We start from the raw sequence: 25,510 nt of genomic DNA, 5'->3' as shown, positions 1-25,510 counted from the left end.
TCCCGATCCTCACACCCACCCCCAACTGCGGGCCCCCCCCCCGGGTGGGTTTCTCCCCCTCGGGGCGCCGCCGCCCCCCCCCCCCCCCCCCGGGGGGGGGCCCCCGCGACGATCAGACCAGTTCCGGTGTGGCCGGACGATCCTCGATATGCGCCAGCCCGTCGACCGTCACCTCGACCACCCGCGCGGTCGCGATGTCGAAGAACAAACCCGACACCGTGATACCGCGCGCGGCGATCGCGGCGCGCACCGCCGGATGCCGGTGCAGCGTCTCGAGCTGGACGGCGATATTGACCATGCTCAGCTGATCGACCGCACCGAAACCGGCCGCTTCAGCGGCGAGCGCGACCGGATGCCCGAGCCGGAACCGGTCCAGGCTGGGCTGGGCGTGCGCCAGCCAGGCCCCGATCCCGGTGCCGGACAGGCGCTCGTGCTCACCGCGATGCAGCGCCGACATGGCCCCGCAGGAGGAGTGCCCGCACACCACGACCGACCGGACATCGAGCTGCTCCAGCGCGAAGGTGAGCGCGGCCTCCACCGAAGTGTCGCCCTCGACCGGCACCAGATTGCCGACATTGCGGACGGTGAACAGGTCACCGGGGCCGCTGTTGGTGATCACGTTCGGCACCACCCGCGAGTCCGCGCAGGCCAGGAAGAACGAGTGCGGGTCCTGGCGGTCGCGCAGTTCGTCCAGGTGCGGGCGCACCACGTGGGCATGGCCGCGGTGGTAGGCCGCGACTCCGGCGGCGATCGGATCGCTGGGCCGATCGTCGCGCCGCCACGGGCTCAGCGCTTGATCGACGAGTGCGCGCCCGAAGCCACGCGCGGGCGGGCTGGTGGCCGCGTCGGCCATGCGCGCGCTGCCGATCTCCACGAATTCCACACTGCCGCCGTTGCTTTCCTGCTGGCGCACCCAGTCCGAGAGCGCGTCGGTGGCGGCGTGGTCGAGGAAGTCGACGGTCATCTCGACCGTCACGTCGGCGTCGGTGGGCACGTTCGACAACTCCGCCGACAGCTTCGGCAGGGCCAGGAAGGTGCAGGAGCCGTCGATGGTGACCAGCCAGCGCTGGGAGGCGGGGATCTGACGGGCGATGATGTCGACGCGCACCACCCGCCACAGCAGCAGGCCGAAAGCCAGTGCCAGGCCGATGATCACACCCTCGAGCAGGTTCAGGAACACCACGCCGCCGATGGTGACGGCATAGACCAGCAGGTCGCCGGTGCGCCGCGCGAGCCGGATGTGCGCCAGTTTGACCAGTTGCATGCCGATCACGATGAGCAGACCGGCCAGCGCGGCCAGCGGAATCTGCTGCACCAGCCCGGCCAGCGCGACCGAGAACAGCAGGATCCACACACCGTGCAGCACACTCGACGCCCGGCTGCGGGCGCCGGCCTGCACATTGGTGGCGCTGCGTACGATCACGCCGGTGATCGGCAGGCCGCCGATCAGGCCGGAGAGCACGTTCGCCGAACCCTGGCCGATGAGTTCGCGGTCGAAGTCGGTGCGCGGCCCGGTGTGCATCTTGTCGACCGCAACCGCCGAGAGCAGACTCTCCACGCTGGCGATCAGCGCGATGGTCAGGACCATGAGCGCGATGGCGGACCAGCCGCCGGACGGGATCTCCGGCAGGCCGATGGCGTCGAAGAGCGAGCCGTTCAACACGATTCGCTCGGCGCCGGTGGGCAGTAGCAGCGACAGCACGGTCGCCACCACGACCGCGACCAGCGGGCCGGGCACGACCCGGATCCGCCCGGGCACGAAGCGCCAGCCGAGCATGATCGCGATCACCACGCCGCCGACGAAGACGTCGCCGCCGTGCAGATTCAGCAGTTGACCGGGTAGTTCGACGATATTGTTCCAGGCCGAGCTGCGCGAAGATCCGCCGAGCAGCACGTGGATCTGCTGCAACGCGATGGTGATGCCGATCCCGGCCAGCATCGCGTGCACCACCACCGGAGCGACGGCCAGCGCAGCGCGCGCGATTCTGCTCAGACCGAATATGATCTGCAGCACGCCCGCCGCGACTACGATGAAACCCGTTGTCCCCCAGCCGAATTTGCTGATCGATTCGGCAACGACGACGGTCAGGCCGGCGGCGGGGCCGCTGACCTGGAGCACCGAGCCGCCGAGCAGCCCGGCGACGATACCGCCGATCACCGCGGCGATCAGGCCCGCGGCGACGGGCGCGCCGGAGGCGACGGCGATACCGAGGGACAGGGGTAGCGCTACCAGGAAGACCACGATCGAGGCCGGAAGGTCATGGCGCATAAGGAAGTTCAGACGTTGTGTGATCGTGCCCGTTGCAGATCCGGGCACAGGTGGGGCTGGGTCGATCTCGACAGCCAAGGCTCCTCCAGGTCCAGTGCGTGTGAGGGGTCGCCGACGCGCCGTTGGGCCAGCAAGTAAATCCGCCCAAGGGTATTAGTAAAGACTTAGCAAAGGCTAAGAAGTAGCTTCCCAGTGGCTGGAAGCATAGGCGCGCCGGCTTGTGAGGGTCCTCACAGGGATAGCCGAACCGGTTCCGCCGCAGCCGGACTCGGTATGTCCTCCTCGAATTCGGCGATGCCCGCACCGGTCACCTCGATCACGCGCGCGGTCTGGATATCGAAGAACAGGCCACGTACCGCGACTCCGCGCTCCTGCACCCCGCGAGCCACCGCCGGATGCGCGTGCAAGGTCTCCACCTGCAAGGCCACATTCACCATCCCCAACTGATCCACCTCGGAGAACCCGGCCCGCGCCGCCGCCTCCGCCACCGGATGCCCGAGCCGGAAGCGGGCCAGGCTGCCTCGGGCGTGCGCCAGCCAATCCCCCAGCTCCGGCCCGGCCTGCACCGCGTGCAGCAGCGCGTCCATCGCGCCGCAGCCGGAATGCCCGCACACCACCACACTGCGCACATCCAGCTTCTCCAGCGCATAGATCAGCGCGGCCTCCACCGACACGTCGTGCCCGCCCGGCACCAGATTGCCGACATTGCGCACGGTGAACAGGTCACCGGGGCCGCTGTGGGTGATGACGTTCGGCACGATCCGGGCATCGGCGCAGGTGAGGAAGAAGGTGTCGGCCTCGCCGTGATTGCGCAGCCCGTCCAGGTGCGGGCGCAGCAGATGCGCGTGCCCGCGGTGATAGGCCGAGATGCCCGCCACCACCGGATCCACCCGGTTCGCCGTGCGCCGCCACGGGCCGATCAGCTCCTCGACCGCCTTGCGGGTGGGCTCGCGAGTCGGCGGCCCCGACAGCGCGGCCGCCATGCGCACCGGGCCGAGCTCCACGAATTCCACGGCGCCGCCGGCACTTCGGTGTCTGCGCACCCACTCGTCGATGGTCTCGTAGGCGGCGTGGTCGAGGAAGTCGACGCTCATCTCGAACCGGACCAGCGCGCCCGCGGGCACCTTCGCCAGCTCCTGCGACAGTTTCGGCAGGCAGACGAACGAGCAGCTGCCCTCGATGGTGACCAGCCAGGTCGGACCGAAGTCGCTGCCGGGCAAGGGTTTCGCCTCGATGTGCGCGCGCACCACGCGCCACAGCAGCAGGCCGAAGGCCAGCCCGAGTCCGATCAGCACGCCCTCGAGCAGGTTCAAGAACACCACCGCGAGCACCGTGCCCAGGTAGACGACCAGATCCCGGGACCGATGCGCGAGTTTGATGTGGGCGAGCTTCACGAGTTGGATGCCGACCACGATGAGCAGGCCTGCCAGCGCGGCGGTCGGAATCTGCCGGACCAGACCGACCAGGGCCACCGCGAAGACGAGTATCCACAGGCCGTGCAGCACCGAGGCGGCCCGGGTGCGCGCTCCCGCTTGCACATTGGCCGCGCTGCGCACGATCACCCCCGCCACCGGCAACCCACCGAGCAGGCCGGAGACCACATTCGCCGACCCTTGGCCGAGCAGCTCGCGATCGAAATCGGTGCGCTCGCCGCTGTGCATCTTGTCCACCGCGACAGCCGTCAGCAGGCTCTGCACACTCGCGATCAGCGCGACCGTCAAGACGGTGACCGCGACCGCGAACCAGTCGCCTTGCGGCACCTGTGGCAGCGCGATCTCGTCGAAGAGCCCGCTACCCAGGGGAACTCGCTCGACCTCGACCGGCAGGGCGAGTGAAAGCACCGTCGCGACGGCCACCGCCACCAATGGGCCGGGTACTGCTCGCACCCGCGCGGGCAAATACTTCCAGCCGAGCGTGATCGCGATCGCCGTGACGCCGATCAGCACCGCGGGACCGTGCCAGTGGATCAGCTGGCCGGGCAATTCGGCGACATTGCGCCACGCCGAGCTGTAGGAGGCGCCGCCCAACAACACATGGAGTTGTTGCAGAGCGATGGTGATGCCGATCCCGGCCAGCATCGCGTGCACCACCACCGGCGTGATACCCAGCGCAGCGCGCGCGATCCGGCTGAGGCCGAACACCACCTGCAGTACCCCGGCCGCGGCTGTGATGAAACAGGTTGCGGCCCAGCCGAACTGGCTGATCGTGCTGGCGACCACGACGGTCAGGCCCGCGGCCGGGCCACTGACCTGCAGCGCCGATCCGCCGAGCAGGCCGCCGACGACACCGCCGACCACGGCCGCGACCAGACCGGCCGCGACGGGAGCGCCGCTGGCTACCGCGATGCCCAGCGAAAGAGGAAGGGCGACAAGGAAAACCACCAGGGAGGCGGGTAGATCGTGACGCAACCCACCGCGTAGCAGTTCGACAGTGGTGGAGCGGGGCAACATCCGTGGTGCGGAATCGGTGTCGGTGGACATCATTCTCCTTCGCCGAACCGGCGCACCGGATTCGGTTCATCGGGCGAACATGTACTGGCATCGAAACACTCGGGTCGAGCAACTACCCGGTTATGCGGAGGACCGCGCTGATAGTAAAGACTACGCAAAGCGAATGAAAAGGGTTTTCACCGCCAGAACCGGGAATCGCTACCAAAATGTGACCGCAGTCACACAAGAATACCCGGGCGGGGAATCGGCTGTCACCTCAGCCGAGCAGGCGCTGCTCCTTGGCCACGGCCACCGCGGCCGCCCGGGTATCGACACCGAGCTTCTCGTAGACCCGCCCCAGATGGGTTTTGACCGTGGACTCGCTGATATGCAGCGCGCGAGCGATTTCGCGATTGCCGTGACCGTGGGCGAGCTGTGCAAGAATGTCCAGTTCCCGAGCGGTCAAGGTGGGCAACGGGTTTCGCATCCGGGCCATCACCCGCTGGGCAACCGGCGGGGAGAGCGCCGGTCGGCCCGCGGCCGCCGCCCGGATCGCGGCGAAGAGTTCCTCGGGACGTTCGGCTTTGAGCAGATATCCGGTCGCGCCCGCGGCGATGGCGCGCGAGATATCGGCGTCGGTGTCGTAGGTGGTGAGCACCAGGACGTGCGCGCCCGCGCCGGCGTCCGCGATTCGGCGGGTGGCCTCGATGCCGTCGATGCCGGGACCGAGTTGCAGATCCATCAGCACCACATCGGGCGACAGGCGCGCCGTGAGCGCGACCGCCTCCTCGCCGGTGCCCGCCTCGCCGATCACCTCGATATCCGATGCACTGGACAGCAACGCGAGCAGACCGGCCCGCACCACCGCGTGGTCGTCACAGACGAGCACGCGCACAGTCGAATTCATGATTCTCCCAACGGGATGGCCGCGGAGAGCACCGTTCCCTCGCCCGGCGTGGATTCGACGGTGAGCGCACCGCCGAACTGCTGCAAACGTGCCCGGATGGCCGCGAGTCCGTAACCGCGGCCACCGGTTTCGGGCAGCGGTGCCGCGGCGTCGAAGCCGCGGCCGTCATCGGCGATATCGAGCGCGACCTGGGTGCCGAGACCGGTCAGCGTCACCGTCGCGGTACAGGCCTCGGCGTGCTCACGCACATTCGCCAGCGCGCCCTGCGCGATTCGCAGCAGGGTCGCGGCCACCCGGTCCGGCAGCAACGGCAGTTCACCGTCGACATGACAGCGCACCGTGAGCGTCTCTGTGCTCTCTCGCCGCGCGAGAGCCTCGAGCGCGGCCGGCAGCGAGCCGTTCGCCGCGAGATCCGCCGGAGCCAGATCCCGCACGAATTGCCTTGCCTCCGTGAGGTTCTGCTCGGCGATCGACTCCGCCGAACGCACATGGTCGTGCGCGCGGACCGGATCGGCGTCCCAGATCCGGTCCGCGGCCTGCAGCAGCATCCGCTGGCTCGACAGGCCCTGCGCGAGCGTGTCGTGGATCTCCATGGCCAGGCGCTCGCGCTCGGCCAGCGTGCCCTCGCGGCGCTCGGTGGCGGCCAGCTCACGGCGCGTGCGGATCAGGTCCTCGATCAGGATCCGCTGCTGCTCGGACTGGCGCCGCATGTACACGAAGACCGCGGTGGCCAGCACGACCACCGTCGGCAGCATGACCAGCACCGCCGGATCCGCCCATCCGGCCAGCCGCAGCTGCGCGCCCGCGACGAACGCGGTGAGCACCGCGACCAGGATCAGCGCGGTTCGCGTCGGCAGAATCCGCAGCCCCGTGTACAGCAGCGGCACCGCGCACCAGGCATAACTCGGGGCCAACGCCACCAGCACGATCCACAGCGACACCACCAGCGCCAGCCAGAGGACCCGGCCGCGGCGCGCCCCGAGCGCGTACACGGCCGCCACCGCGATCGACAGGATCACGATCGCGGGGGTCCGGGCCGACTCGGGGTGGCGCAGCAGGAATCGCGCCAGCGACGCGGCGACCAGCAACAGGAACGCGACGTGCATGATCACGCCCAGAATCCGGTCCCCGTCCACCGCCCTGCTGTCGGTCATGCGCCTCATTCTGCCCGGCCCCGCGCCCGCGCGGATCAACCGATCGGACGACACCGGCATCACCCGGGTCACCGCCGACATCGGCCCGCCTCGCCGATCCGCCGGGCCCCGTTCCCGCAGCAGGATCGAAGCAGCAACAAACCACCCCCCACAGCAAGGAATCATCATGGCCACCTCCCGCCGCACCCTGACCGGACTCATCACCGGCGCCGCCGTACTCGCCGCCGTCGGCGCGGGCGCCGTGGCCGTCGACCTGACCGGCTCCGACACACCCGCCACCGCCCAGGTCGCCCTGGCCGCCGAATCCGCGCCCGCCAACCTGCGCCAGACCACCCACCTGTCCATCGACGCCGCCACCCGCGCCGCCGAAGCCGTGCTCGACGCCGCCGCGGCGAAGAACCAGCGGGTGAGCGTCGCCGTGGTCGACCGCGACGGCAACACCATCCTCACCCTGCGCGGCGACGGCGCGGGCCCGCAGTCCTACGAGTCCGCCGAGCGCAAGGCGTTCACGGCCGTCTCGTGGAACGCGCCGACCTCCGAGCTGGCCAAGCGGCTCGCCTCCGCCCCGCACCTCGCCGATATCCCCGGCACCCTGTTCCTCGGCGGCGGCGTCCCCGTCACCGCGAGCAACGCGCCCATCGCCGGCATCGGTGTCGCCGGTGCGCCCAGCGGTGACCTGGACGAGGAATTCGCCCGCGCGGGCGCGGCCGAACTGGCCCGCTGACCCTGCGCGCACCGGGATGTCCGACCCCGCCGGTACGCTCGCCCGGTACCGCGGGGAGAGGAATCGAAGGTGACGGACAAGACCTATCTGGTCGATATCACGACAGCGGCCGGCCGGTCCGGCGATCGCGATACGATCGGCGGCTGGCCGATGCTGGACCCCGGGCAGCAGTGGCCCGAATGCGGCTGCGGCACCCGTATGGCCCTGCACTTCCAGCTCGAGATCCCCGCCGACATACCGTATTTCGGCGGGGATCAGCTGCTGGTCTTCTACTGTCCGCGCGAGAGTGACATCTCCTATTCCGCCGAGAGTCAACTGCCCGAGCGGTATTGGGACCAGCCGCCCGGCAGCGATTCGGTCTTCTGGCGAATCCTGCTGCAACGAAACGGCGCTCCGCACCCCGAGGCCGACCCCTACTTCCTGCCGCGCCGCCTCGCACTGCGGTCGGCGGATCGCGATATCGTTGCTGACCCCGGGGGCGTGCCGCAGGCCTTCACGATCGGCGGCGCGCCCGTCTGGCTCCAGCGCGCCGAACACTATCGCTGTGCCTGCGGGGCCGATCTCGCGTTCCTGGGCCAGATCGACGAGGGTTTCACCTTCTCCGAATTCGCCCGCCCCGAACTGGAGGACGACGAGGACGGCTTCGAGGGGCTCGACGACGGCCTGTTCCTCGGCAACGAGGTCTACCTCTTCGCCTGCCCCGCCCACTGCAACCCCGCGGCGACCTGGGTGGCCTGCCAGAACTGAACCAGGCCAGCGCATTTCCGGTCTGTGATCGATTCCACCAGCCGGCGCCGTCCATTCGGGCCTAGGGTTCGAACCGGGAGGAACCATGGACGAAGCCCGGCTCGACACCGCGCCCCTGTACATCCGACGGGCGGGCACCGGCCCACCCGTCGTCCTCGTGCACGGCGGGTTGTCCGCCGAAGTGACCTGGGGCCGCCGTCGCGACCTCGAATCCGAATGGTCGCTGATCATTCCGAGCCGCCGCGGCTATGCGCCGAGCCCGCCCGCGCCGCGACAGGACTTCCTGGTGGACGCGGTCGATCTGACCGCGCTGCTCACCGAGATCCCGGGCGGCGCGCACCTGGTCGGCTACTCCTACGGCGGCCTGGGCGCGTGCCTGGCCGCCACCACCCGGCCCGACCTGGTGCGCTCACTGACGCTGATCGAGACGCCGCTGTGGCAGGCCGGAGGTGAATCCGCGCGACGCCTGATGACCATCGCCGAACGGTTCGCCGCGGACGCGAACGACCTACCGGCCGAACACGAGTTCCTCGCCCTGGCGGGCCTGACACCCGAGCAGGCCGCGCGTCCCGATATCCGCGCCTCGGCTGCCCTGTGGCGCTCACTGCGTTCGCCCCGGGAAGCCGACCCGCGCTGGGAGGTGATCGCGGCCGCGGAGATCCCGGCGCTGGTCATCTCCGGCGCGCACGATCCGGATATGGAGCAGCTGTGCGATGCCGTGGCCGCGCGGCTCGGGGCACGCCGAGCCCACCTGCCCGGGGCGGGGCACGCCGTTGCGCGCGCACCCGGGTTCGACGCCGTGCTGAGCGAGTTCCTGGCTGCCGCCGAAAACCGTTCCGGCACCAGCTGAATCAACACGGGTCTCCGAGCTCACCGCACATCCCACGCCAGCTGACGCAATTCGGGCAGCCGGGACGATCGCAGCTGTTCGAGCAGCGCGGTCCGCTGCTCCGTTGTGAGCGTGCGCTTCTCGACCAATCCGAGAGCCAGGATGCCGCCGGTGAGGTCGTCACGGGCGATGAGGGTACGGATGGCGGGCAGGACGCTCACTCCGTCGTTGCTCCAGCGGAACAGCGCGTGCGCCGAGTCGACGATGCGGGTGGCGGCCACGGGCGTGAGCCGGTCGGCCAGCAGGTTGAGCTCGAAAGCGAGTGTGTCGGAGTCGGATTCGCCCATCGGAAGCAGGCTGGTCAGCATGCGGACGCCTTGGATGAGGTGCGTCGGGTGGTCGAGCAGCAGTTCCGCGGCCGCCCGGGCCACACCGCGTCGCCAGGTCTGGATTCCCCCGCCGGCGTCGAGAATTTCGGCGACCTCCCGGGCGCGCGCGTGGTTGCCCGCGGCCAGCAAACGGCGCAGCACCGTCAGGGCTTCGTCACGGATCACACCGTTGTGCACTACCGCTCGGAACACGGTCATTTCGGCATCGCCGCCGGTGACGGCGCCCTCGACGATCACCCCGGTGCCACGCTGGAACCAGGGCGCCCACGCCGCGAACGCCTTCGCGGCACGGAACCGGACGCCAGGCAGGTCGGTGGCGGCCAGCAGCTCGTAGGCCAGATCGGCGAACACGGACCGGTGCTCGGGCGGGTACATCTCCGGGGTGACCTGCAACAGGGTCCGGATCATCACCTCCGTGGGGTAGCGGCCCGGGATCTCCGCGAGTACCGCACGGGCACCGGGATGCTCGGGCAACCGGCTCAGCGCGACGGCCACCGCCACCCGCGCATCCGGGTGCAGATCCGGATCCGCCCAGGCGCGCAGCAGCAGGTCGGCGGCTTCGGGAACCCGCTGCGAAACCAGTTGCCGGGCCGCGAGTTTCCGCGCTCCGACGCGACCTTCGAACAGCGCCCGTTCCAGATGCTCGCGCAGCGGAGTCGGCCGGCTGATACGGCACAGCTGCGCCGCGGTGGCCAGCGCGACCGGCCCGGGCACCCGCAGCAGCAGACGGGGCAACACCCGGGGATATCGGCTCAGCGCCTCCAGCGCGGCATCCGCCAGGACGGGTTCACCGCCGAGGGCGTGCGCGACGAGATCGGCGTTGTGGAACGGTATCCGGCTGAGCCCCCGCAACGCCCGCAGCCTTTCCTCGGAGGCGGCCGCGCGGTCGGCCGCGATCGCACGCAGCACGCGGCCGACGGATTCGCGCTGCGCATCCGTCCACCGCCCGGGCATGCCCGGCTCCACCTCGCGTGCGGCCAGCAGGTCCGGATCGGCGGTCAACAGCTCGGTCCGGCGTGTGGCGACCAGCCGCCACACCGCAGCCAATCGCAGTGCGGCGGGCATCTCACCCACCAGCGCCGCCACTTCGGTTTCCCGATCGGCACTGTGCCGCAACAGGATCGACGCCGCCGAGCCGGCCCACTCGCCGGAACCGGCGAGCACCGTCTGCCGCAGTTCCGCCAGCAGCTCCGGCAGCAGCCGCACCCGGGCTCCGAGGGCTCGGGCCAATATCACCGTGGTGCGGTGATCACGCGCCCGCTCCAGCAGATCGAACAGCTCCCGCTCCTGCCCGCGCCGCAACACCCGCTCCAACAGCGGTACCCGGCCCGCATCGGCGGGGTGCGCCAGCGCGTCACCCCCGTACCGGTCGATCAAACGACCGTACGTCCGCAGCGCCCAGTCTCCCAGTGCCACACCGGTATCCGACTCCGGGTGCGCGGGCGCGGCACTCGGGCCTCGGTCCGACGATGCCGCTGGGCCGTGGGGCGCCCCGGCGGAACGGGCAGGTTCGGTCCGCTGGGCTCGGTCAGCCGACGCTGCATCGCGGCCGGGCGACCGGGAGGGATGTGCAGGTGAGGCATTCAGGGCGCGGTCGGCGAGGGTGCGCAGGGCGTCGCGGGTGCGTTCGGAGGTGTCGCGGGAGCGCAGGACGGTATCGGTGAGCTCGGTCAGATGTGGTGTCCAGTGTGGGTCGAGGCGCAGGTCGACGAGACCCTCCAGGAAGGCGGCGCGGGCGGGGTCGCGGTCGTTGCGCAGGCGGGTGACGAGTTCGCCGAGCAGGGTGGTCGTCGCGGCGCGGTCGCCGGTGCGGTGGGCAGCGGACAGCAGCAGGGTGCGGGCGACCTCGCGGTGGCGGGGGTCGCCGGCGAAAGCGGCGGTGCGCAGGGCGGGTTCGGCTTCGGGGAAGGGGAGGAAGGAAGTGATCCGCAGGGTGAGCTTCGGGTCGTCGAGATGGGCGCGTGCGGAATGCCAGCCGGCGGCGAGCCAGTCGCGCAGGCGGCGGGCCAGCTGCTCGGCCAGGTCATCCGGCAGCAGATGCAGCAGACGCAGCGCCTCGTGCTCACCGATGACGAGCCGCGGGTAGATCTCGCGGCGGCGCTGGATCGGCAAGGCGGACAGCAGGTTCGCCGCACCGAACCGGGTTCCGTGCCGCACGAGTTCGTCGTCGGGCAGAGCGGCGTACCAGTTCGACAGCGGAACCGGGAACGGGTTGCCGGAGCGGCGCATCCGCCGCATGACGCGGCGCGAGACACCGCGCAGCAGCAGCGGGGCCGCACGGCGTGGATCGGCCCGGAACAGCCGGCCCAGCACCACGTCCGGCAGGCGAGCCGCCCAGTTGCCCAGATCGTGTCGTTCCAGCAGGTCCAGGACCGGTCCGGGTTCGAACTCGGCGATGACGCACACCGCGGCGATATGCCTGCGCCAGACGGCCCACCGACGCCCGGACGCCAATTCCGAGTCCAGGCAGCGCAATACGGCCTGCGGGTGGCGCCGAGCCAGCGGCTTCCATGCCGTGACGGCATGCATGAGCACCGGAAGCCATTGCGCCACAACGACCGGCGAGCACGCCGCGAGCAGCCGCGCGGCTTCCCCTGCGCCCCAGTTCGCGTGCACCCGCGCCAGCAGACCATCCGCGAGCTCGGCGCGCCGAGCATGAACGATGGTGCGGTACACCGCGATTCGCAGTTCGGTCGATGCCTCCGACAGCACGGGCGGAATCGCTTCGTCGGGTACGGGCAGGGTACGCACGGCGCGTAACGCGGCCCGGCGCAGCGCGGGTTCGGGCCCGGCGAGCACCCGCGCGACATAGTCCAGGTCGCGCGCGGCCATCGCCAGATGCAGTGCCGTGCGCCGGCCGTAGGCCCCGTCGGCGGCGAGATCGGTCAGGAATGCGGGGAATCCGGGATGCGCGGCATGGGCGCGGGCATGCCGCGCCAGCGCACCCATGCGCTGCGGATACGGCAGGGATTCCACGCGATCGAGCAGAACGGAGGCCGGTTCGAGGACCGGCTGGGGGCTCAACGGCCCGGGCGCTGGACGCCCTTTCCACGTGTCGTCATGCGGCACAGTATGCCCGAACGTCCCGGGCCCGACAAACGCTGTTCAACTGTCCAGGTGCGCGCGCCGGACCCGCTGGAGGAAATCCTCCAGCGGTGCTTCGTCGGCCCGCCGCGGCAGCGCCGTCGTCGCGGTGTCGAACTTCTGCTCGTACTCGGCGATCAAAGCCTTGGCGACGTCCGCGCCGGCCTCGGTGCTCAGCCGGCGACCGAACTCGAAGTACGGCGCGGGATCCGGCAGCCGGATCGGCAGAAAGCCCGTGGTGTACAGCTGATATCCCTGCCACAGCAGCCGCATCGTGTGCCTGGCGTGCTTGGCCAGCCGAGGATCCGCCAGGCCCTCGTGCTCCCGGCGATGCAGCATCCTGCGGAACTGGGCCATCGCGTAGCCGAAGTAGGCGTCGCGCACGCGCGCGGCCGAGAGGAAACTCGATCGCAACCCGACCAGCTCCATACCGAAATCGGTAGCGACAGTGTATTTGTCGAGCCACAGCACTTCGGTGGCGGTCGGATTGCAGGACAGGATCAGCGCCATCGCCTTACCCACCTCGTGATAGGTGGCATCCGCGCCGTCACGCCCCTGCCGGGTGCCCCGATCCCGGGTCGGCGGATGCAAACCCAGGAAGGTCCGCGTCGGTTCGACGTACACCCCGAGATAGTCGATATCGCTGGCCGGCGTATCGAGCCCGTAGGCATGCGACCCGACGACACCTTCCAACAGCAGATCCGTCATCCGGCTCCCCCTTCATGTCGCCTCCAGCCTCACAGCGACACTCCGGCCGGGCAACCGATTTTCGCGGGTGGCGCGCCAGGGCCCCACCCGCACCGAATCAGTAGGCGATGAACAGGATTTCGTCGCGCGAATAATCATGACCGGGATGGTTGTCGGCCAGATGCTTCCGGGTCTTCTCGACCAGATCATCCTCGTCGACACCGACGATCGCTTCCCCGCAGGGACAGTTCAGGTTTCGCTTCATCAGGGCCCTCCTTTCGCCCGGAAGTCTAGGCGTGGGCCGCGCGACGCGCACGGACACCGGCCCCCGACCGTCCGCGATGGGTGTCCGAGGCCGCACTACACCGACGCCGACCCCTCGGCTACCGAGGATCCGGTCCAACTCGCGAGCAGGCGCAGCGACGCTTCCGAGGCCGAGCCCGCCGCGGCTGTGTAGACGCACAGGGTCTGATCCGGATCGCCGGACAGCGTGAGGCTTTCGTACTCCACGGCCAGGTCGCCGACCAGCGGGTGGTGGTAGCGCTTGGTGCCGAAGCTGCGTTCACGGACATTGTGGTCGGCCCACCAGCCCCGGAATTCCGGGCTCTTGATCGACAGCTCACCGACCAGTTCGGCCAGGAGTGGATCGTCGGGGTGGCGGCCGGCGTCCAGGCGCAGCACACCCACATTGTCGCGGGCGATCTCCTCCCAATCCAGGAACAGCTCGCGCGCGGATTCGTTCAGGAACGTGAAGCGCATCAGGTTCCGCTCCCGGGGCGGCAGCGCCTCGAAGTCGGTGATCAGGGCGCGGGCCAGCCGGTTGGCGGCGAGAATGTCCATGCGCCGCCCGAACACGAACGCGGGCGTCACATCGTCGAGCGTCTCCAGCATCCGCCGGATCCCGGGCCGCACCCGCTGCACCCGCGCCGGCGACCGCCGCCGCGCCCGCCGCGGATGCGCCCGCGCCACCTGGAACAGATACGACCGCTCGGTATCGTCGAGCCGGAGCGCGCGAGCGACCGCGTCGAGCACCTCGTCGGACACATTCAGATCGCGGCCCTGCTCCAACCGGCTGTAGTAATCCACGCTGACCCCGGCCAGCCGAGCGACTTCCTCCCGCCGCAAACCAGGCACTCGCCGCACGCCCCCGGTTCCCCCGATCGGCATGTCGTCCACGTTCAACCGCGCGCGTCTGCTGCGCAGGAACTCCTTCAGCTCGGCGTTGTTCTCCACCTCTCCAGTGTGCCAAGCCCACCACCCCCTGGGGTCACCGAAGGTGGGTCCACGGGACCTACCGAGACCGGTGTGTGCCCCCGCAGGCACACGGCCGCCGGGCAGGCGGTGGCTCGGCCGATCCACAGGTCGGGTCACCGCCACCGGTTCAACCTCGTTCAGCACCACCGACTACGAATCCGTTCACGCAGCCGATAGCATGGCCCGAACCGCGTGATCACAAACCCCGTGCCCAACTTCCGGGGTCCAAGCCCTGTGTCGGAGAATCCGGAAGGGATGTGCTGGTGTCGTACTACGATCTCGGTCGATACAGCCGGTTGGTGTCGACACCATCCGAGGACGCTCAGATCTGGTTCGATCGGGGCCTCGTCTGGTCGTACGCCTTCAATCACGAAGCATCGGCAGCGTGCTTCGAACGGGCCGTTGCCGTGGATTCGAATTGCGCCATCGCTTATTGGGGGATCGCCTACGCGCTCGGCCCCAACTACAACAAGCCGTGGGAGTTCTTCGACGAGGAAGACCTCACCACGACCGTCGAGAAGACCCATCGTGCGATGGGGAACGCGCGCAAGCACATCGGCTCGGCGTCTCCGGTGGAACAAGCACTGATCGAGGCACTCGAGGCGCGCTTTCCCGTCGCACGTGTCGCCTCGGCAGCGGACTGCTCGGTTTGGAATGTCGACTACGCCGATCGGATGCGTGATGTGTACGCACGGTTCCCCGACGATCTGGACGTCGCCACCTTGTTCGCGGACGCGCTGATGAACCTGACGCCCTGGCAGCTGTGGGATCTGCGTACCGGAGAACCCGCGCCGGGAGCCGCGACCGTGGAGGCCAAGGCCGTGCTCGACCACGCGCTGACGCTTCCGGGCGCGCTGGAGCATCCCGGGATGCTGCACATGTACATCCATCTCATGGAGATGTCGGGTACTCCCGAACAGGCGCTGACCATCGCCGATCACCTGCGTGGGCTGGTACCCGATGCCGGGCATCTGCATCACATGCCCAGCCACCTCGACGTGTTGTGCGGCGACTACCGCCGGGTGGTCGCAGCCAACGCCGATGCCGTGGCCGCCGACGAGAAGTACCTCGACCGTGAGGGTCCGATGAACTTCTACACGCTGTACCGGAGCCACGACTACCACTTCAAGATCTACGGCGCCATGTTCCTCGGCCGTTCCGCTGTTGCGATCGAAACCGCGGAACGGTTGAGCGCCTCCATCCCCGAGGACCTGTTGCGCGTCGCGGTTCCGCCGATGGCGGACTGGCTCGAGGGCTTCTTGTCGGCCAAGGCCCATGCGCTGATCCGATTCGGGCGATGGCAGGACATCATCGACGAACCGCTGCCCGCGGATCCCGAGCTCTATTGCGTCACTACCGCGATGCTGCACTACGCGAAGGGCGTCGCCTATTCGGCAACGAACCAGGTCCTCGAGGCCGAACGTGAACAAGCCGAGTTCGCGGCCGCCTACGCGCGGGTGCTGCCGTCACGGACCTTGTTCAACAACACCTGCCGTGACATCCTCGCCGTCGCCGAAGCCATGCTCGAAGGGGAACTCGAGTATCGAAAAGGCAACTACGACATAGCATTTGCTGCGCTGGAGCGCGCGATCGCCCTCGATGACAATCTTCCCTACGACGAGCCGTGGGGATGGATGCAGCCCACGCGGCACGCCTACGCGGCGTTGTTGATGGAACAGGGACGCATCGAGGAAGCGGCCGAGGTCTACCGCGCGGACCTCGGCCTGGATGACAGCCTGCCGCGGTCGCAACAACATCCCGGCAACGTGTGGAGCCTGCACGGCTTTCATGAATGCCTGCTCGAATTGGGACGCACTGCCGAGGCCGCCATAATCGGTCAGCAACTCGACATGGCGGTCGCCTATGCCGATATTCCGATCGAGGCGTCCTGCTTCTGCCGCCTCACCGCGGTGAGCTGTCACAGTGGTGATACCACTGCGGCTGCTGCGGCCCAGACCGGTTGCTGCGACGAGACGAATCAACCGTGACGCAGGTCGCCGCCTTACTCGGCGTGTTCAGCGGTGCAGGGACGTCTCGTGCTCCATTCGCGACAGCTTCGCCGGATTGCGCACCGCGTACAACCCGGTGATCCGACCGGCCTCGAGGCGGACCGCGACGACCGTGTCGATCTCGCCATCGATCCGCAGCAGCAGCGCCGGGTAGCCGTTGACCTGTGCCGGGGCCAGGTCCGCAGTGGCCGCGACACCGTGCAGCAGTACGTCGGCGATCGCCTCGGCGCCGATAATCGGTTGCAGCGCAGCCTGTTTGACGCCGCCGCCGTCACCGAGGAAGACGACCTCGGGCGCGAGAATGTCCAGCAGCGCTTGCAGATCGCCGGTCCGCACCGCCCGCTGGAAAGCCGCCAGCGCCGCCCGCGCCTCGGCCGGAGACGCCGCGCCGCGCGGGCGTCGCGCGGCGACATGCGAGCGGGCGCGGTGGGCGATCTGACGCACCGCCGCCGGGCTCTTCTCGACCGCCTCGGCGATCTCGTCGTAGTCCAGGTCGAATACTTCGCGCAGGACGAACACCGCCCGCTCGGTCGGCGTCAGCGTTTCCAGCACCAACAGCATCGCCATGGACAGGCTCTCCGCCAGTTCGACGTCCTCGGCCACGTCCGGCGCGGTCAGCAGCGGTTCGGGCAGCCACGGGCCGACATAGGACTCCTTGCGCCGGCCCAGCGTGCGCAACCGCATGAGCGCCTGGCGGGTGGTGATCCGCACGAGGTACGCCCGCTGCTCGCGCACCGATTCCACATCGACGCCCGCCCAGCGCAGCCAGGTCTCCTGGAGCACGTCCTCCGCGTCCGCGGCCGAGCCCAGCATCTCGTAGGCGACGGTGAACAGCAGGTTGCGGTGGGTCACGAAGGTTTCGGTGGCGGGATCTCTGAACTCTGACACAGACACTAGATGCCGCCCGGCCCCGTTCTGTGACAGGTCGACGAGGTGTCATGGGTCACAACCACCGTGGCCGCGCTGCCGCCGCCGGCGTCGCCGTTACGGTGGAGCGGGCCGCGTGGTTGCGCGCGGCCGCCTCCGCGCTCGAGCACGCCGCCGGGGAGTTGGTTCCGCTGGCCGCGCGGGAAACACGGTTGCCCGAATTGCCGCGCCTGCACGCGGAGCTCGATCGGACCGCGTTCCAGCTGCGATTGTTCGGGCACACGCTCACCGACGGCGAATTCCTGTGCGCCACGGTCGATCACGCCGATCCGCACTGGGAGATGGGTGCGCGCCCGGACCTGCGGCGCATGGTGGTGCCGATCGGTCCGGTGCTGGTGTTCGCGGCCGGCAACTTCCCGTTCGCGCTCAGCGTCGCCGGGCACGACACCGCGGCCGCGTTGGCGGCCGGATGCCCGGTGGTGGTGAAGGCGCACCCCGGACATCCGGAACTGTCGGTGCGCACCGGCGAGATCCTGGTCGACGCGCTCACCTGGGCCGGCGCACCGCCGAACATCGTCGCGGTGATCTGCGAGACCGAAGCCGGTGTCGCGGCGTTGCGCCACGAGGAGATCGCCGCGGCGTCGTTCACCGGTTCGGTGGCCGGTGGACGCGCACTGTTCGATATCGCCGCCGCGCGGCCGCGGCCGATCCCGTTCTACGGTGAACTGGGCAGCCTCAATCCGGTGCTGGTCACCCCCGGGGCGGTGCGGGCCCGTGGCCCCGAGATCGCCGCCGGGTATGTCTCGTCGTTCACCCTGGGCGCCGGGCAGTTCTGCACCAAACCCGGTCTGCTGCTGCTCCCGGAGGGGCACGGCCTGACCGGCACACTGCGAGCCGCGGTGGCCGCGACGCACGGGCAGCCGATGCTCGACGACCGAATCGCCGAGGGCTATCACGCGACTCTGGCCGGTCTGCGTGACGATCCCGCGACCGAGGTGATCTCCGCGCCCGACGCGGTGGCCGACACCGTCGAACCGACCTTGCTGCGGGTGACCGCCGACGAATTCGTCGCGGCCGCACCACAATTGCGCACCGAGTGCTTCGGACCCTCCTCCCTCATCGTCGAATACACCGACACCACATCGATCCACCGGGTCCTCGCGGCCCTCGAACCCGCTCTCACCGCCACCATCCACGCCGAAGACACCGAATACGACACCATCCGCCCTCTCCTCCCCACCCTGACCCGCCTGGCCGGTCGCCTGGTCTGGAACGGCTGGCCCACCGGCATCACCCTCACCTGGGCCCAGCAGCACGGCGGCCCCTACCCCGCCACCACCACTACCTCCATGGGCCCCGCCGCCATCGACCGCGTCCTCCGTCCCGTCGCCTGGCAAGAATTCCCCGACGCCCTCCTGCCCCCGGCCCTCCGCGACGCCAACCCGTGGGATCTACTCCGCCGGATCGACGGCAAGCGCTGATTCCCTGGATGCGGGCCGGCGATACGCCATACCTCCTACACCGCTCGAGCCCGGCGTACCCAGCCATGGGCTCTCGTCGACGTCACAGGGAGTTGGGGCACAGCGCACACGCAGTCGGGTGTGCGATGTCGCGGAAACCGCTGTGAGTCGGCTTCACAGGGGTTTTGGTGCGCACTGGTTGTGGTGGGAGCCAGCGGTTCAGGCTCGGTCGATCCGGGTCAGTAGGCGGCGCAGGGTATTCGGAGTGTGGCCGAGGTGGCGGCGGAAGGTGCGGGTGAGGTGGGCCTGGTCGGCGTAGCCGAGGTCGGCGGCCAGCGCGCTGAGGCTGGGTTCGCCGTTTTCGAGGCGGTCCAGGGCACGGCCCAGGCGGACGCGGTGGCGGTAGTGGGTGATCGAGACGCCGAGTTCGCGGGGGAAGGCGCGGCTGAGGCGGTACGGGGAGACCTCGAGGAGTTCGGCGAGGGCGAACAGAGTGGTGGCGGCGGGGTGATCGGCGACGATCGCGGCGCGGGCCGCCGCGACGACGGCCCGGTCGGATCCGGTGGCGACGGCGGGCGACGGGCCGGTGGTCGCGCGGGCGACGGCCGCCGCCAGCAGCGTCAGAAGTTGCTCGGCGGTGGCGTAGTCGACATCGGCGGAGCGGGCGGCCGCGAGCACGCGCCGGTGCGCCAGATCCAGGGCGGGATCGACATACACCGGGCCGGGCGCGGGCCGATCCCCGGCCAGCGAGTGCCAGAGCGCGGCGGTGACGCTGATCGAGGTGCACTGGTCACCGCCGTGGGGATGGGCGAAACTCTCCTCCTCGCCCGGGGCCGCGAGGTAGCCCAGGCTCGGGTCCAGATCCACCGGCGGCCCGGCCGCGCGCCGGCGAAAACGCCCGCGCCGCACCAGGACCACGCGATAGGAGCCGCACAGCTCGGGCGCGGACCAGCGGGTGTGGTCGCTGCGGCAGGCGACCGCGCTGATCTCGAACTCGGGCCGGGCGGCGACGCGTTCCGCACAGAGCATGCTTCGCACCGTACGCCGCGGGTCCGACAAGTCGGCCGCCGCAAGAATGTTCAAGACCCGACGGGATCGGCCGGGAGAGGCTCACCGTGTCCATCCCCGATTCGAGGAGCCCGTCATGCCCGTTCTCGACCACCTGAGCACCATCGTCATCGACTGCGCCGACCCGGTCGCGCTCGCCGCGTTCTACCAGAAGGCCACCGGCTGGGAACTCACCGACAGCGACGACGATTTCGCGTCCCTCGGCACCGGGCCGAGCCTGGCCTTCGCCCGGGTCGAGGGCTACCAGGCGGGGCGGTGGCCCGAGGGCGCCAAGCACCTGCACCTCGACTTCACCGTCGCGGACCCCGAGCGCGCCGTCGCGGAACTGCTCGCGCTCGGCGCGACCAAACCGGATTTCCAGCCCGGGGCCGGACAGTGGGTGGTGCTCCTGGACCCCGAGGGACATCCGTTCTGCCTGGCGGCGTGAGCACGGCTCGGCCCCACCGGCTTTCGCGGGTGGGGCCGAGCCGGACGATCATGCCGCCTGCCGCGTCGGCATGATCGTGACCTGCTGCAGGTTGACCCGCGCGGGCTGCGCGGCCAGGAATCCGACGGTCTGCGCGACATCCTCCGGATGCAGCCAGGTGATCGTCTCCTTGGCGTCGGCCAGCCATTGCAGCGCACCCGGGTCGGTGACGTGCTCCTGCAACTCGGTGCCGACGATGCCCGGTTCGATCACCGAGACCCGCACATCCTTGGCCCCGAGCTCGGCGCGCAGCGTCCGCGACAGATGCGTCACATAGGCTTTCGTACCCGAATAGACCGCGAAGCTCGGAAAGATGTTCTGCGCCGCGATCGAGGAGGTGTTGATCAGATCGGCCACGCCCTTCTCCGCCGCCGACGCGATCAGCTGCGGCAGGAACGCCCCGATCGCGTTCATCAGGCCGGAGATGTTCAGGTCGATCTGCTGCTGCCACTGCTGGACCGCCAGCTCCGCGGCCGGAGCGGGCAACATCACTCCGGCATTGTTGAAAAGCAGGTCGGCGCCGCCGAATTCGGTGGCGACCTGTGCCGCCGCCGCGACCGGCGCCGCGGTGTCGGTGACGTCCACCGGCAGCGCCAGCGCCGTGCCGCCGGCCTGCTCGATCTCCTTCACCAATCGCTCGAGCCGGTCGGCCCGGCGGGCGAGCACGGCCACCTTCGCCCCGGCGGCGGCCAGCTGCTTCGCGGTCGCTTCGCCGATGCCGCTGGACGCTCCGGTCACCACGGCGACGCGGCCGATAAGAGTCTGAGTCATGGGGATGTTCTCCTCGGTATCTGTGGTGACCGGATCGGCCACGCACTCGATACAACGCCGAAACAGCACCCCTCGGACCCTCGAAACGGGCACCCTTCGACCTCGGTCTGCCAGACCCACCCACGCGGTCAGCAGGCGGGTGCGGCGGCGGGGGATCGGGTGAACTCGGTGCGCAGCGCGCCGGTGCCGGTGCGGGGCAGGACGATCGCGGTACCCCGGCGGTAGGTCCAGGTGCGCGGCAGGATCAGATACGTGTCGGCGGTGGTCAGCACCAGCACCAGCCCGTCGTAGCGGTAGCGATAGGCGGATTCGGGTTCGGTACAGGCTGTTCGGCGGACCCCGGCCACGCCGAGGTCGATCGACTTCTCGGTGTAGAGGGTGAGCGTCGCGGCATTGGCCAGGGTCTGCTCGATCCGGGCGGCGCGGCCCTTGCCCACCTCCAGCGAATAGGCGGTGGCGCCCCAGAAGAAACTGCCGCCGACCAGCAGGAAGATCAGGCCCCACTCGACCGGATCGGTGGCGGCGCCCAGCTGGATGCGGCGCGCACGGACCACATTCCACAGCAGCAGCAGGCCGGCGACCAGACAGAACGGCGCGACTCCGACACCGCGGTTGAGCGGAGTCTGAAACCACAACTGGGACAAGCCGTTCAAGAGCAAGAGGAGGCCCAGCGCGGTCGCGGACAGCGTCAGCCACCGCGGACGCGGGCGGCCGCGCAGCCGAGTCGGCAGCGCGACCGGACCCCAGGCGAGGGCCAGGGCAACCACGGCGACCGTCGCCAGCGGGATGAAAAGCCCGTCGGCACTGCGCATCACGTAATCGGTGGTGGTCAGGCCCAGGGAGGTCGAATCGACGCCGAAATAGGCGCAGAAGCCCTTCGCATGGAAGAAGCCCCAGTAGTAGAGCAGGCCCGCCAGCAGGGTGGCGGGCGCGACGAACTGCGCCACCAGCTGCGCCCATTGCGACAGGTCGCTCAGCGAGGACCCGGTGCCGGGCCGGGCCGGTTGCTCAGCCATCGGTCGTGGTGGTGGGAGCGACGGCACCGGTGGTCGTCGTCGACCGCAACGGTGTACTCGGCCCGATATTGGTGGTGGTCGTGGTGGTCGGCGGCGTATCCGTCGCCACGACCTCGTCGGGTTCGCACATCTTCGCGTAGATCACCAGCGTCTCCCCCGAGTTCAGGGTCGCCTTGTGCGTGTCACCGGCCGAGGGCAGATCCGCGCTCATACCGACATAGGCCAGGAAAGCGCCGGTCTTCGGATCATCCGGCTCCGAGAAGCACGATGGCGTCGGTGCCGAGTTCTTGATCTGCCGGGTGACCTGCACACAGTCGGTGGCCAGGCCGGCCGCCGCGCATCCGGTCGCGATCCGTTCTCGCATAGTCGATTCCACGGATTCGACGGGAATCCCCTCACCGAAGAGCTGGGCTCCCAAGTCGATCGGTATCCCCTTCAGGCCACCCCCACCGTTACCGGTGCCGTTGTTGTCGCCGTTTCCGTCGCCGGTACCGCTGGTCTGTCCGGCCTCGGCGGTGTCCATGATCACCGGCCCACCCGGATCACCGGGCCCCGTCGGCGCACTCGTATCGCACCCGGCCAGCCCACCGAGCACAACGGCCACGACCAGAACCTGCACCGGTCTCCGCATGGCGAACTCCATTCACCGCAGCCAACAGCCCTCTCATTGTTCAGCGTCGGCCCCCACCACATACCGGTTTCGCGCGCGGATGTCCTACGGACATGCGGTGGCTTGCACGTGTGACGCACACGGATGGCCGTGGCATTCGCTGCCACGGCCATCCGCTTCCGGTAGTCGCATACTCAGACCTGTTCGAGTGCCGCCTCCTCCCGCGCCGGGCGGCGCATGGTGACGGCCGCGACGCCCGCGCCGACCACCGCGATGCCCGCCGCGCCCAGGAACGCCGCCGAGAAGCCGTCGGTGAGTTCGGGCAGGTCCCCGAGCTGATCCGCGCCGAAGGCCGTGGCCACCGCGGTCATCGCGGCCAGGCCGATCGCGGAACCGACCTGGTAGCTGACATTGACGATGCCCGAGGCCAGGCCGCCCTCCTCCGGCCGGGCCGCGGCGATCGCGGTGCCGAGCGAGGGAATGAAGGCCAGCGCCATACCGCCCGCGGCGACCAGCGAGGCCGGCAGCACGTCGATCCAGAAGTTGCCGGTCGGCCGGACCAAGGACAGCAGGGCGAGCCCGGCGCCGAGCACCAGCAGGCCGGTGACGATCATCGGCTCGGCGCCGAAGCGCTGCATGGCGCGCGGCGCCAGCACGATCATGCCGAGCATGATCAGCGTGGTCATCGGCAGCAGCGCGGCGCCCGAGGGGAAGGCGCTGTAGCCGAGCACCTGCTGCAGGTACAGGTTCAGGAAGAACCACATCGGCACCCACGCCGCGCCCAGCAGCAGCTGTGCGAGGTTGGCGGCGGCCAGGTTCGGCGCCCGGAAGATGCCCAGCGGCATCAGTGGTGCGCGGTGCCTGGTCTGCACCAGTAGGAACGCGCCGAGCAGGGCGGCCGCGGCGGCGAGCACGCCCCAGGTCTGACCGGAGTCCCAGCCGACCTCGGGTGCGCGGACGATGCCGTAGACGGCGGCGGCCAGGCCCGCGGTGACGGTCACCGCGCCGAGCAGGTCGATCGAGCCGGAGCGGGCGGGTGCGCTGGGCATGAGGGCGGGGATGGCGATCAGCGCGAGCAGCGCGATCGGGACGTTGATGTAGAAAACCCAAGGCCAGCTGATGTATTCGGTGATCACACCGCCCAGGAACACACCCGCGGTGCCGCCGGCGGGGGCGGCCGCGCCGTACACCGCGAGCGCCTTGGTCAGCTCTTTGGGCGAGGACCCGAACAGCATCATGAGCAGGGTCAATGCCGACGGGGCGACGAGTGCCGCGCCCGCGCCCTGCACGACGCGGCCGGTCAGCTCGACCGCGACATTGCCCGCGGCCCCGGCCAGCACCGAACCGGCAAGCAGCACAACCCATCCCGCGCCGAAGACGCGGCGGGCGCCGAGTAGGTCGGACAGGCGGCCGCCGAGCAGCAGCAGGCCGCCGAAGGCGACCACGTAGGCGTTGAACACCCAGGTCAGGTTCTCCTGGGAGAAGCCGAGTTCGGCCTGCATCTTCGGCAATGCGATGCCGATGATCGAGGTGTCCATGATGACCATGAACTGAGCGGCGGCGATGACCGCCAGTGCCAACCACTTTCGTGTGGATGGCGGGTTCTGGGTAGACATTTCGGTGTCCGTCCTTTCGAGAGTGTTCCGATCCGAGCCGAAACCATACCCCCCTAAGGTATGCGGCCGTCAACCCTGCGCGGGTGAGGTTTTCGCGCCGAGTGGGCTGCGTCACATCGGCTTGCGCCATACCCCCCGGGGGTATAAATTTCAGTGCGTCGGACAAACAAGATCGGAAAGGCCGGAACGATGACCACCACCCACAACCACACCAACCACGGCGGCGCACACGGGGATCACACCGCCCACGCGGGACACGGTGCCCACGTCGGCCACACCACCGAGCACACGGGCCACAACGCTCAGGCCGGGCACACTGCCCACGCCGGACATAACGCTCACGCCGGTCACGACGCTCACGCCGGCCACGGCGGCGGTCTCCCGGGCGGCCTCCAGATCACCCAGGACGGCTACACCTTGGAGCTGGCCGAGCCGATCGCCCAGCCCGGCGTCCTCGATTTCCGCTTCCGGATCCTGGGCCCCGACGGCAACCCGGTCACCGACTACACCGCCATCCACGATCGCGAACTGCACCTGATCGTGGCGCGCCGGGAGCTCACCGGCTTCTGGCACGTGCACCCGACGCTCGGCGCGGACGGCACCTGGGCGGTGCGACTGGAACTGCCGGAGGCGGGCGCGTACCGCGTCTTCACCGATATCGCCCCGCGCGCCCTCGGTAAGACCCTCACCCTCGGCGCGGATCTCGCCCTGGCGGGCGCTTACGCACCGCGGCCCACTCCCCCGGCCGCGCGCACCGCGCTGGTCGACGGCTACGAGGTCACCCTGGACGGTGATCTGGTGCCCGGCGCGGGTCGGCTGCTCACCCTCACCGTTCGCAAGGACGGACAGCCGGTCACCGATCTACAGCCCTACCTCGCCGCCTACGGCCACCTGGTGGTCCTGCGGGCGGGCGATCTGGCCTACGTGCACGTCCACCCGAACGGTGAGCCCGGCGACGGCGTGACCGCGCCCGGGCCGGAGGTCACCTTCCACACCGCGGTTCCGGGTGCCGGAACCTACCGCCTGTTCCTGGATTTCAAGCACGGAGAGGTCGTCCGCACGGCCGCCTTCACCCTGCCGACGGTCCAGGCCTGACCCCCGAGGAGTTCACCGTGTGCGACTGCTGCTGCCAACGCACCCGAGATCCACCCTCC

21 protein-coding genes are annotated in these 25,510 nt (G+C 69.7%); 7 read left to right on the top strand and 14 right to left on the bottom strand.

All coding sequences use genetic code 11. From position 1 onward, the window contains the following. Positions 1-112: 112 nt before the first annotated feature. The 4 genes from ACFVMC_RS22570 to ACFVMC_RS22555 all read right to left on the bottom strand — a co-directional run bounded on the left by ACFVMC_RS22570 (position 113) and on the right by ACFVMC_RS22555 (position 6,759). Complete coding sequence (locus tag ACFVMC_RS22570) at positions 113-2,347, bottom strand: SulP family inorganic anion transporter (protein WP_379213118.1); 2,235 nt, start codon at positions 2,345-2,347, stop codon at positions 113-115. A 152-nt stretch (positions 2,348-2,499) separates the two neighbouring features. Then, positions 2,500-4,749, bottom strand: a complete 2,250-nt coding sequence (locus ACFVMC_RS22565) for a SulP family inorganic anion transporter (protein ID WP_379213116.1) — start codon at positions 4,747-4,749, stop codon at positions 2,500-2,502. Between the two features lie 226 nt (positions 4,750-4,975). Beyond that, positions 4,976-5,605 (bottom strand): response regulator, encoded by a 630-nt coding sequence (locus ACFVMC_RS22560; RefSeq protein ID WP_379213115.1) that lies wholly within the window; start codon positions 5,603-5,605, stop codon positions 4,976-4,978. Beyond that, complete coding sequence (locus ACFVMC_RS22555; protein ID WP_379213113.1) at positions 5,602-6,759, bottom strand: sensor histidine kinase; 1,158 nt, start codon at positions 6,757-6,759, stop codon at positions 5,602-5,604. Before ACFVMC_RS22555 ends, ACFVMC_RS22560 begins: the two co-directional genes overlap by 4 nt. Before the next feature lie 166 nt (positions 6,760-6,925). Between ACFVMC_RS22555 and ACFVMC_RS22550 the strand changes: the two genes are divergently transcribed. From ACFVMC_RS22550 to ACFVMC_RS22540, 3 genes are all read left to right on the top strand, one after another. Beyond that, positions 6,926-7,483: a heme-binding protein gene (locus ACFVMC_RS22550; protein WP_379213111.1), complete on the top strand. Its 558-nt coding sequence runs from the start codon at positions 6,926-6,928 to the stop codon at positions 7,481-7,483. Positions 7,484-7,552: 69 nt separating this feature from the next. Then, positions 7,553-8,230, top strand: a complete 678-nt coding sequence (locus tag ACFVMC_RS22545) for a hypothetical protein (protein WP_379213110.1) — start codon at positions 7,553-7,555, stop codon at positions 8,228-8,230. An 85-nt stretch (positions 8,231-8,315) separates the two neighbouring features. Further along, the gene (locus ACFVMC_RS22540; RefSeq protein ID WP_379213109.1) at positions 8,316-9,080 is read left to right on the top strand and encodes an alpha/beta fold hydrolase; all 765 of its coding nucleotides are present in this window, start codon (positions 8,316-8,318) and stop codon (positions 9,078-9,080) included. Between the two features lie 20 nt (positions 9,081-9,100). Here the strand turns inward: ACFVMC_RS22540 and ACFVMC_RS22535 are convergent, their stop codons facing one another. The 4 genes from ACFVMC_RS22535 to ACFVMC_RS22520 form a co-directional block, all read right to left on the bottom strand. Next, entirely contained in the window at positions 9,101-12,424 is a 3,324-nt protein-coding gene (locus ACFVMC_RS22535; RefSeq protein ID WP_379213107.1) for a hypothetical protein, read from the bottom strand. Positions 12,425-12,553: 129 nt separating this feature from the next. After that, a complete protein-coding gene (locus tag ACFVMC_RS22530; RefSeq protein ID WP_379213105.1) occupies positions 12,554-13,240 on the bottom strand; it encodes a DNA polymerase beta superfamily protein in 687 nt (228 codons plus the stop codon). A 97-nt stretch (positions 13,241-13,337) separates the two neighbouring features. Further along, positions 13,338-13,484: a DUF1059 domain-containing protein gene (locus ACFVMC_RS22525; RefSeq protein ID WP_379213103.1), complete on the bottom strand. Its 147-nt coding sequence runs from the start codon at positions 13,482-13,484 to the stop codon at positions 13,338-13,340. A 95-nt stretch (positions 13,485-13,579) separates the two neighbouring features. Beyond that, complete coding sequence (locus tag ACFVMC_RS22520; protein WP_379213101.1) at positions 13,580-14,452, bottom strand: helix-turn-helix transcriptional regulator; 873 nt, start codon at positions 14,450-14,452, stop codon at positions 13,580-13,582. Between the two features lie 320 nt (positions 14,453-14,772). Here ACFVMC_RS22520 and ACFVMC_RS22515 point away from each other — a divergent pair, with 320 nt between their 5' ends. Beyond that, the gene (locus ACFVMC_RS22515) at positions 14,773-16,461 is read left to right on the top strand and encodes a hypothetical protein (protein ID WP_379213099.1); all 1,689 of its coding nucleotides are present in this window, start codon (positions 14,773-14,775) and stop codon (positions 16,459-16,461) included. 27 nt (positions 16,462-16,488) lie between these two features. Here the strand turns inward: ACFVMC_RS22515 and ACFVMC_RS22510 are convergent, their stop codons facing one another. Continuing rightward, on the bottom strand, positions 16,489-17,370 hold the full coding sequence (locus ACFVMC_RS22510) for an RNA polymerase sigma-70 factor (protein WP_379213097.1): 882 nt from the start codon (positions 17,368-17,370) through the stop codon (positions 16,489-16,491). Positions 17,371-17,420: 50 nt separating this feature from the next. Between ACFVMC_RS22510 and ACFVMC_RS22505 the strand changes: the two genes are divergently transcribed. After that, the gene (locus ACFVMC_RS22505; RefSeq protein WP_379213095.1) at positions 17,421-18,830 is read left to right on the top strand and encodes an aldehyde dehydrogenase family protein; all 1,410 of its coding nucleotides are present in this window, start codon (positions 17,421-17,423) and stop codon (positions 18,828-18,830) included. 198 nt (positions 18,831-19,028) lie between these two features. Here the strand turns inward: ACFVMC_RS22505 and ACFVMC_RS22500 are convergent, their stop codons facing one another. Beyond that, positions 19,029-19,838: a helix-turn-helix domain-containing protein gene (locus ACFVMC_RS22500; protein ID WP_379213093.1), complete on the bottom strand. Its 810-nt coding sequence runs from the start codon at positions 19,836-19,838 to the stop codon at positions 19,029-19,031. Between the two features lie 115 nt (positions 19,839-19,953). Between ACFVMC_RS22500 and ACFVMC_RS22495 the strand changes: the two genes are divergently transcribed. Further along, the gene (locus tag ACFVMC_RS22495; protein ID WP_379213091.1) at positions 19,954-20,304 is read left to right on the top strand and encodes a VOC family protein; all 351 of its coding nucleotides are present in this window, start codon (positions 19,954-19,956) and stop codon (positions 20,302-20,304) included. Between the two features lie 48 nt (positions 20,305-20,352). Here ACFVMC_RS22495 and ACFVMC_RS22490 read toward each other — a convergent pair whose 3' ends face one another. The 4 genes from ACFVMC_RS22490 to ACFVMC_RS22475 all read right to left on the bottom strand — a co-directional run bounded on the left by ACFVMC_RS22490 (position 20,353) and on the right by ACFVMC_RS22475 (position 24,356). Continuing rightward, positions 20,353-21,114 carry an SDR family oxidoreductase gene (locus ACFVMC_RS22490; RefSeq protein ID WP_379213089.1) on the bottom strand — a complete coding sequence of 254 codons (762 nt, stop codon included), beginning with the start codon at positions 21,112-21,114 and terminating at the stop codon, positions 20,353-20,355. A gap of 128 nt (positions 21,115-21,242) precedes the next feature. After that, on the bottom strand, positions 21,243-22,130 hold the full coding sequence (locus ACFVMC_RS22485) for a hypothetical protein (protein WP_379213088.1): 888 nt from the start codon (positions 22,128-22,130) through the stop codon (positions 21,243-21,245). Beyond that, entirely contained in the window at positions 22,123-22,761 is a 639-nt protein-coding gene (locus tag ACFVMC_RS22480; RefSeq protein ID WP_379213086.1) for a hypothetical protein, read from the bottom strand. The genes ACFVMC_RS22485 and ACFVMC_RS22480 overlap by 8 nt, the downstream gene beginning before the upstream one ends. Positions 22,762-22,934: 173 nt before the next feature. Continuing rightward, the gene (locus ACFVMC_RS22475) at positions 22,935-24,356 is read right to left on the bottom strand and encodes an MFS transporter (protein ID WP_379213085.1); all 1,422 of its coding nucleotides are present in this window, start codon (positions 24,354-24,356) and stop codon (positions 22,935-22,937) included. 189 nt (positions 24,357-24,545) lie between these two features. On the opposite strand from ACFVMC_RS22475, the gene ACFVMC_RS22470 reads away from it, so the two are divergent. After that, the gene (locus ACFVMC_RS22470) at positions 24,546-25,451 is read left to right on the top strand and encodes a hypothetical protein (protein ID WP_379213083.1); all 906 of its coding nucleotides are present in this window, start codon (positions 24,546-24,548) and stop codon (positions 25,449-25,451) included. The last annotated feature ends 59 nt before the right edge of the window (positions 25,452-25,510 follow it).

Origin of the sequence: Nocardia sp. NPDC127579 (genome assembly GCF_042672005.1) — a bacterium.
In the GTDB taxonomy this organism is placed as follows: Bacteria; Actinomycetota; Actinomycetes; order Mycobacteriales; family Mycobacteriaceae; genus Nocardia.
Note: the sequence above shows the minus strand (reverse complement) of the source record. Positions and strands in the feature narration are given on the sequence as shown.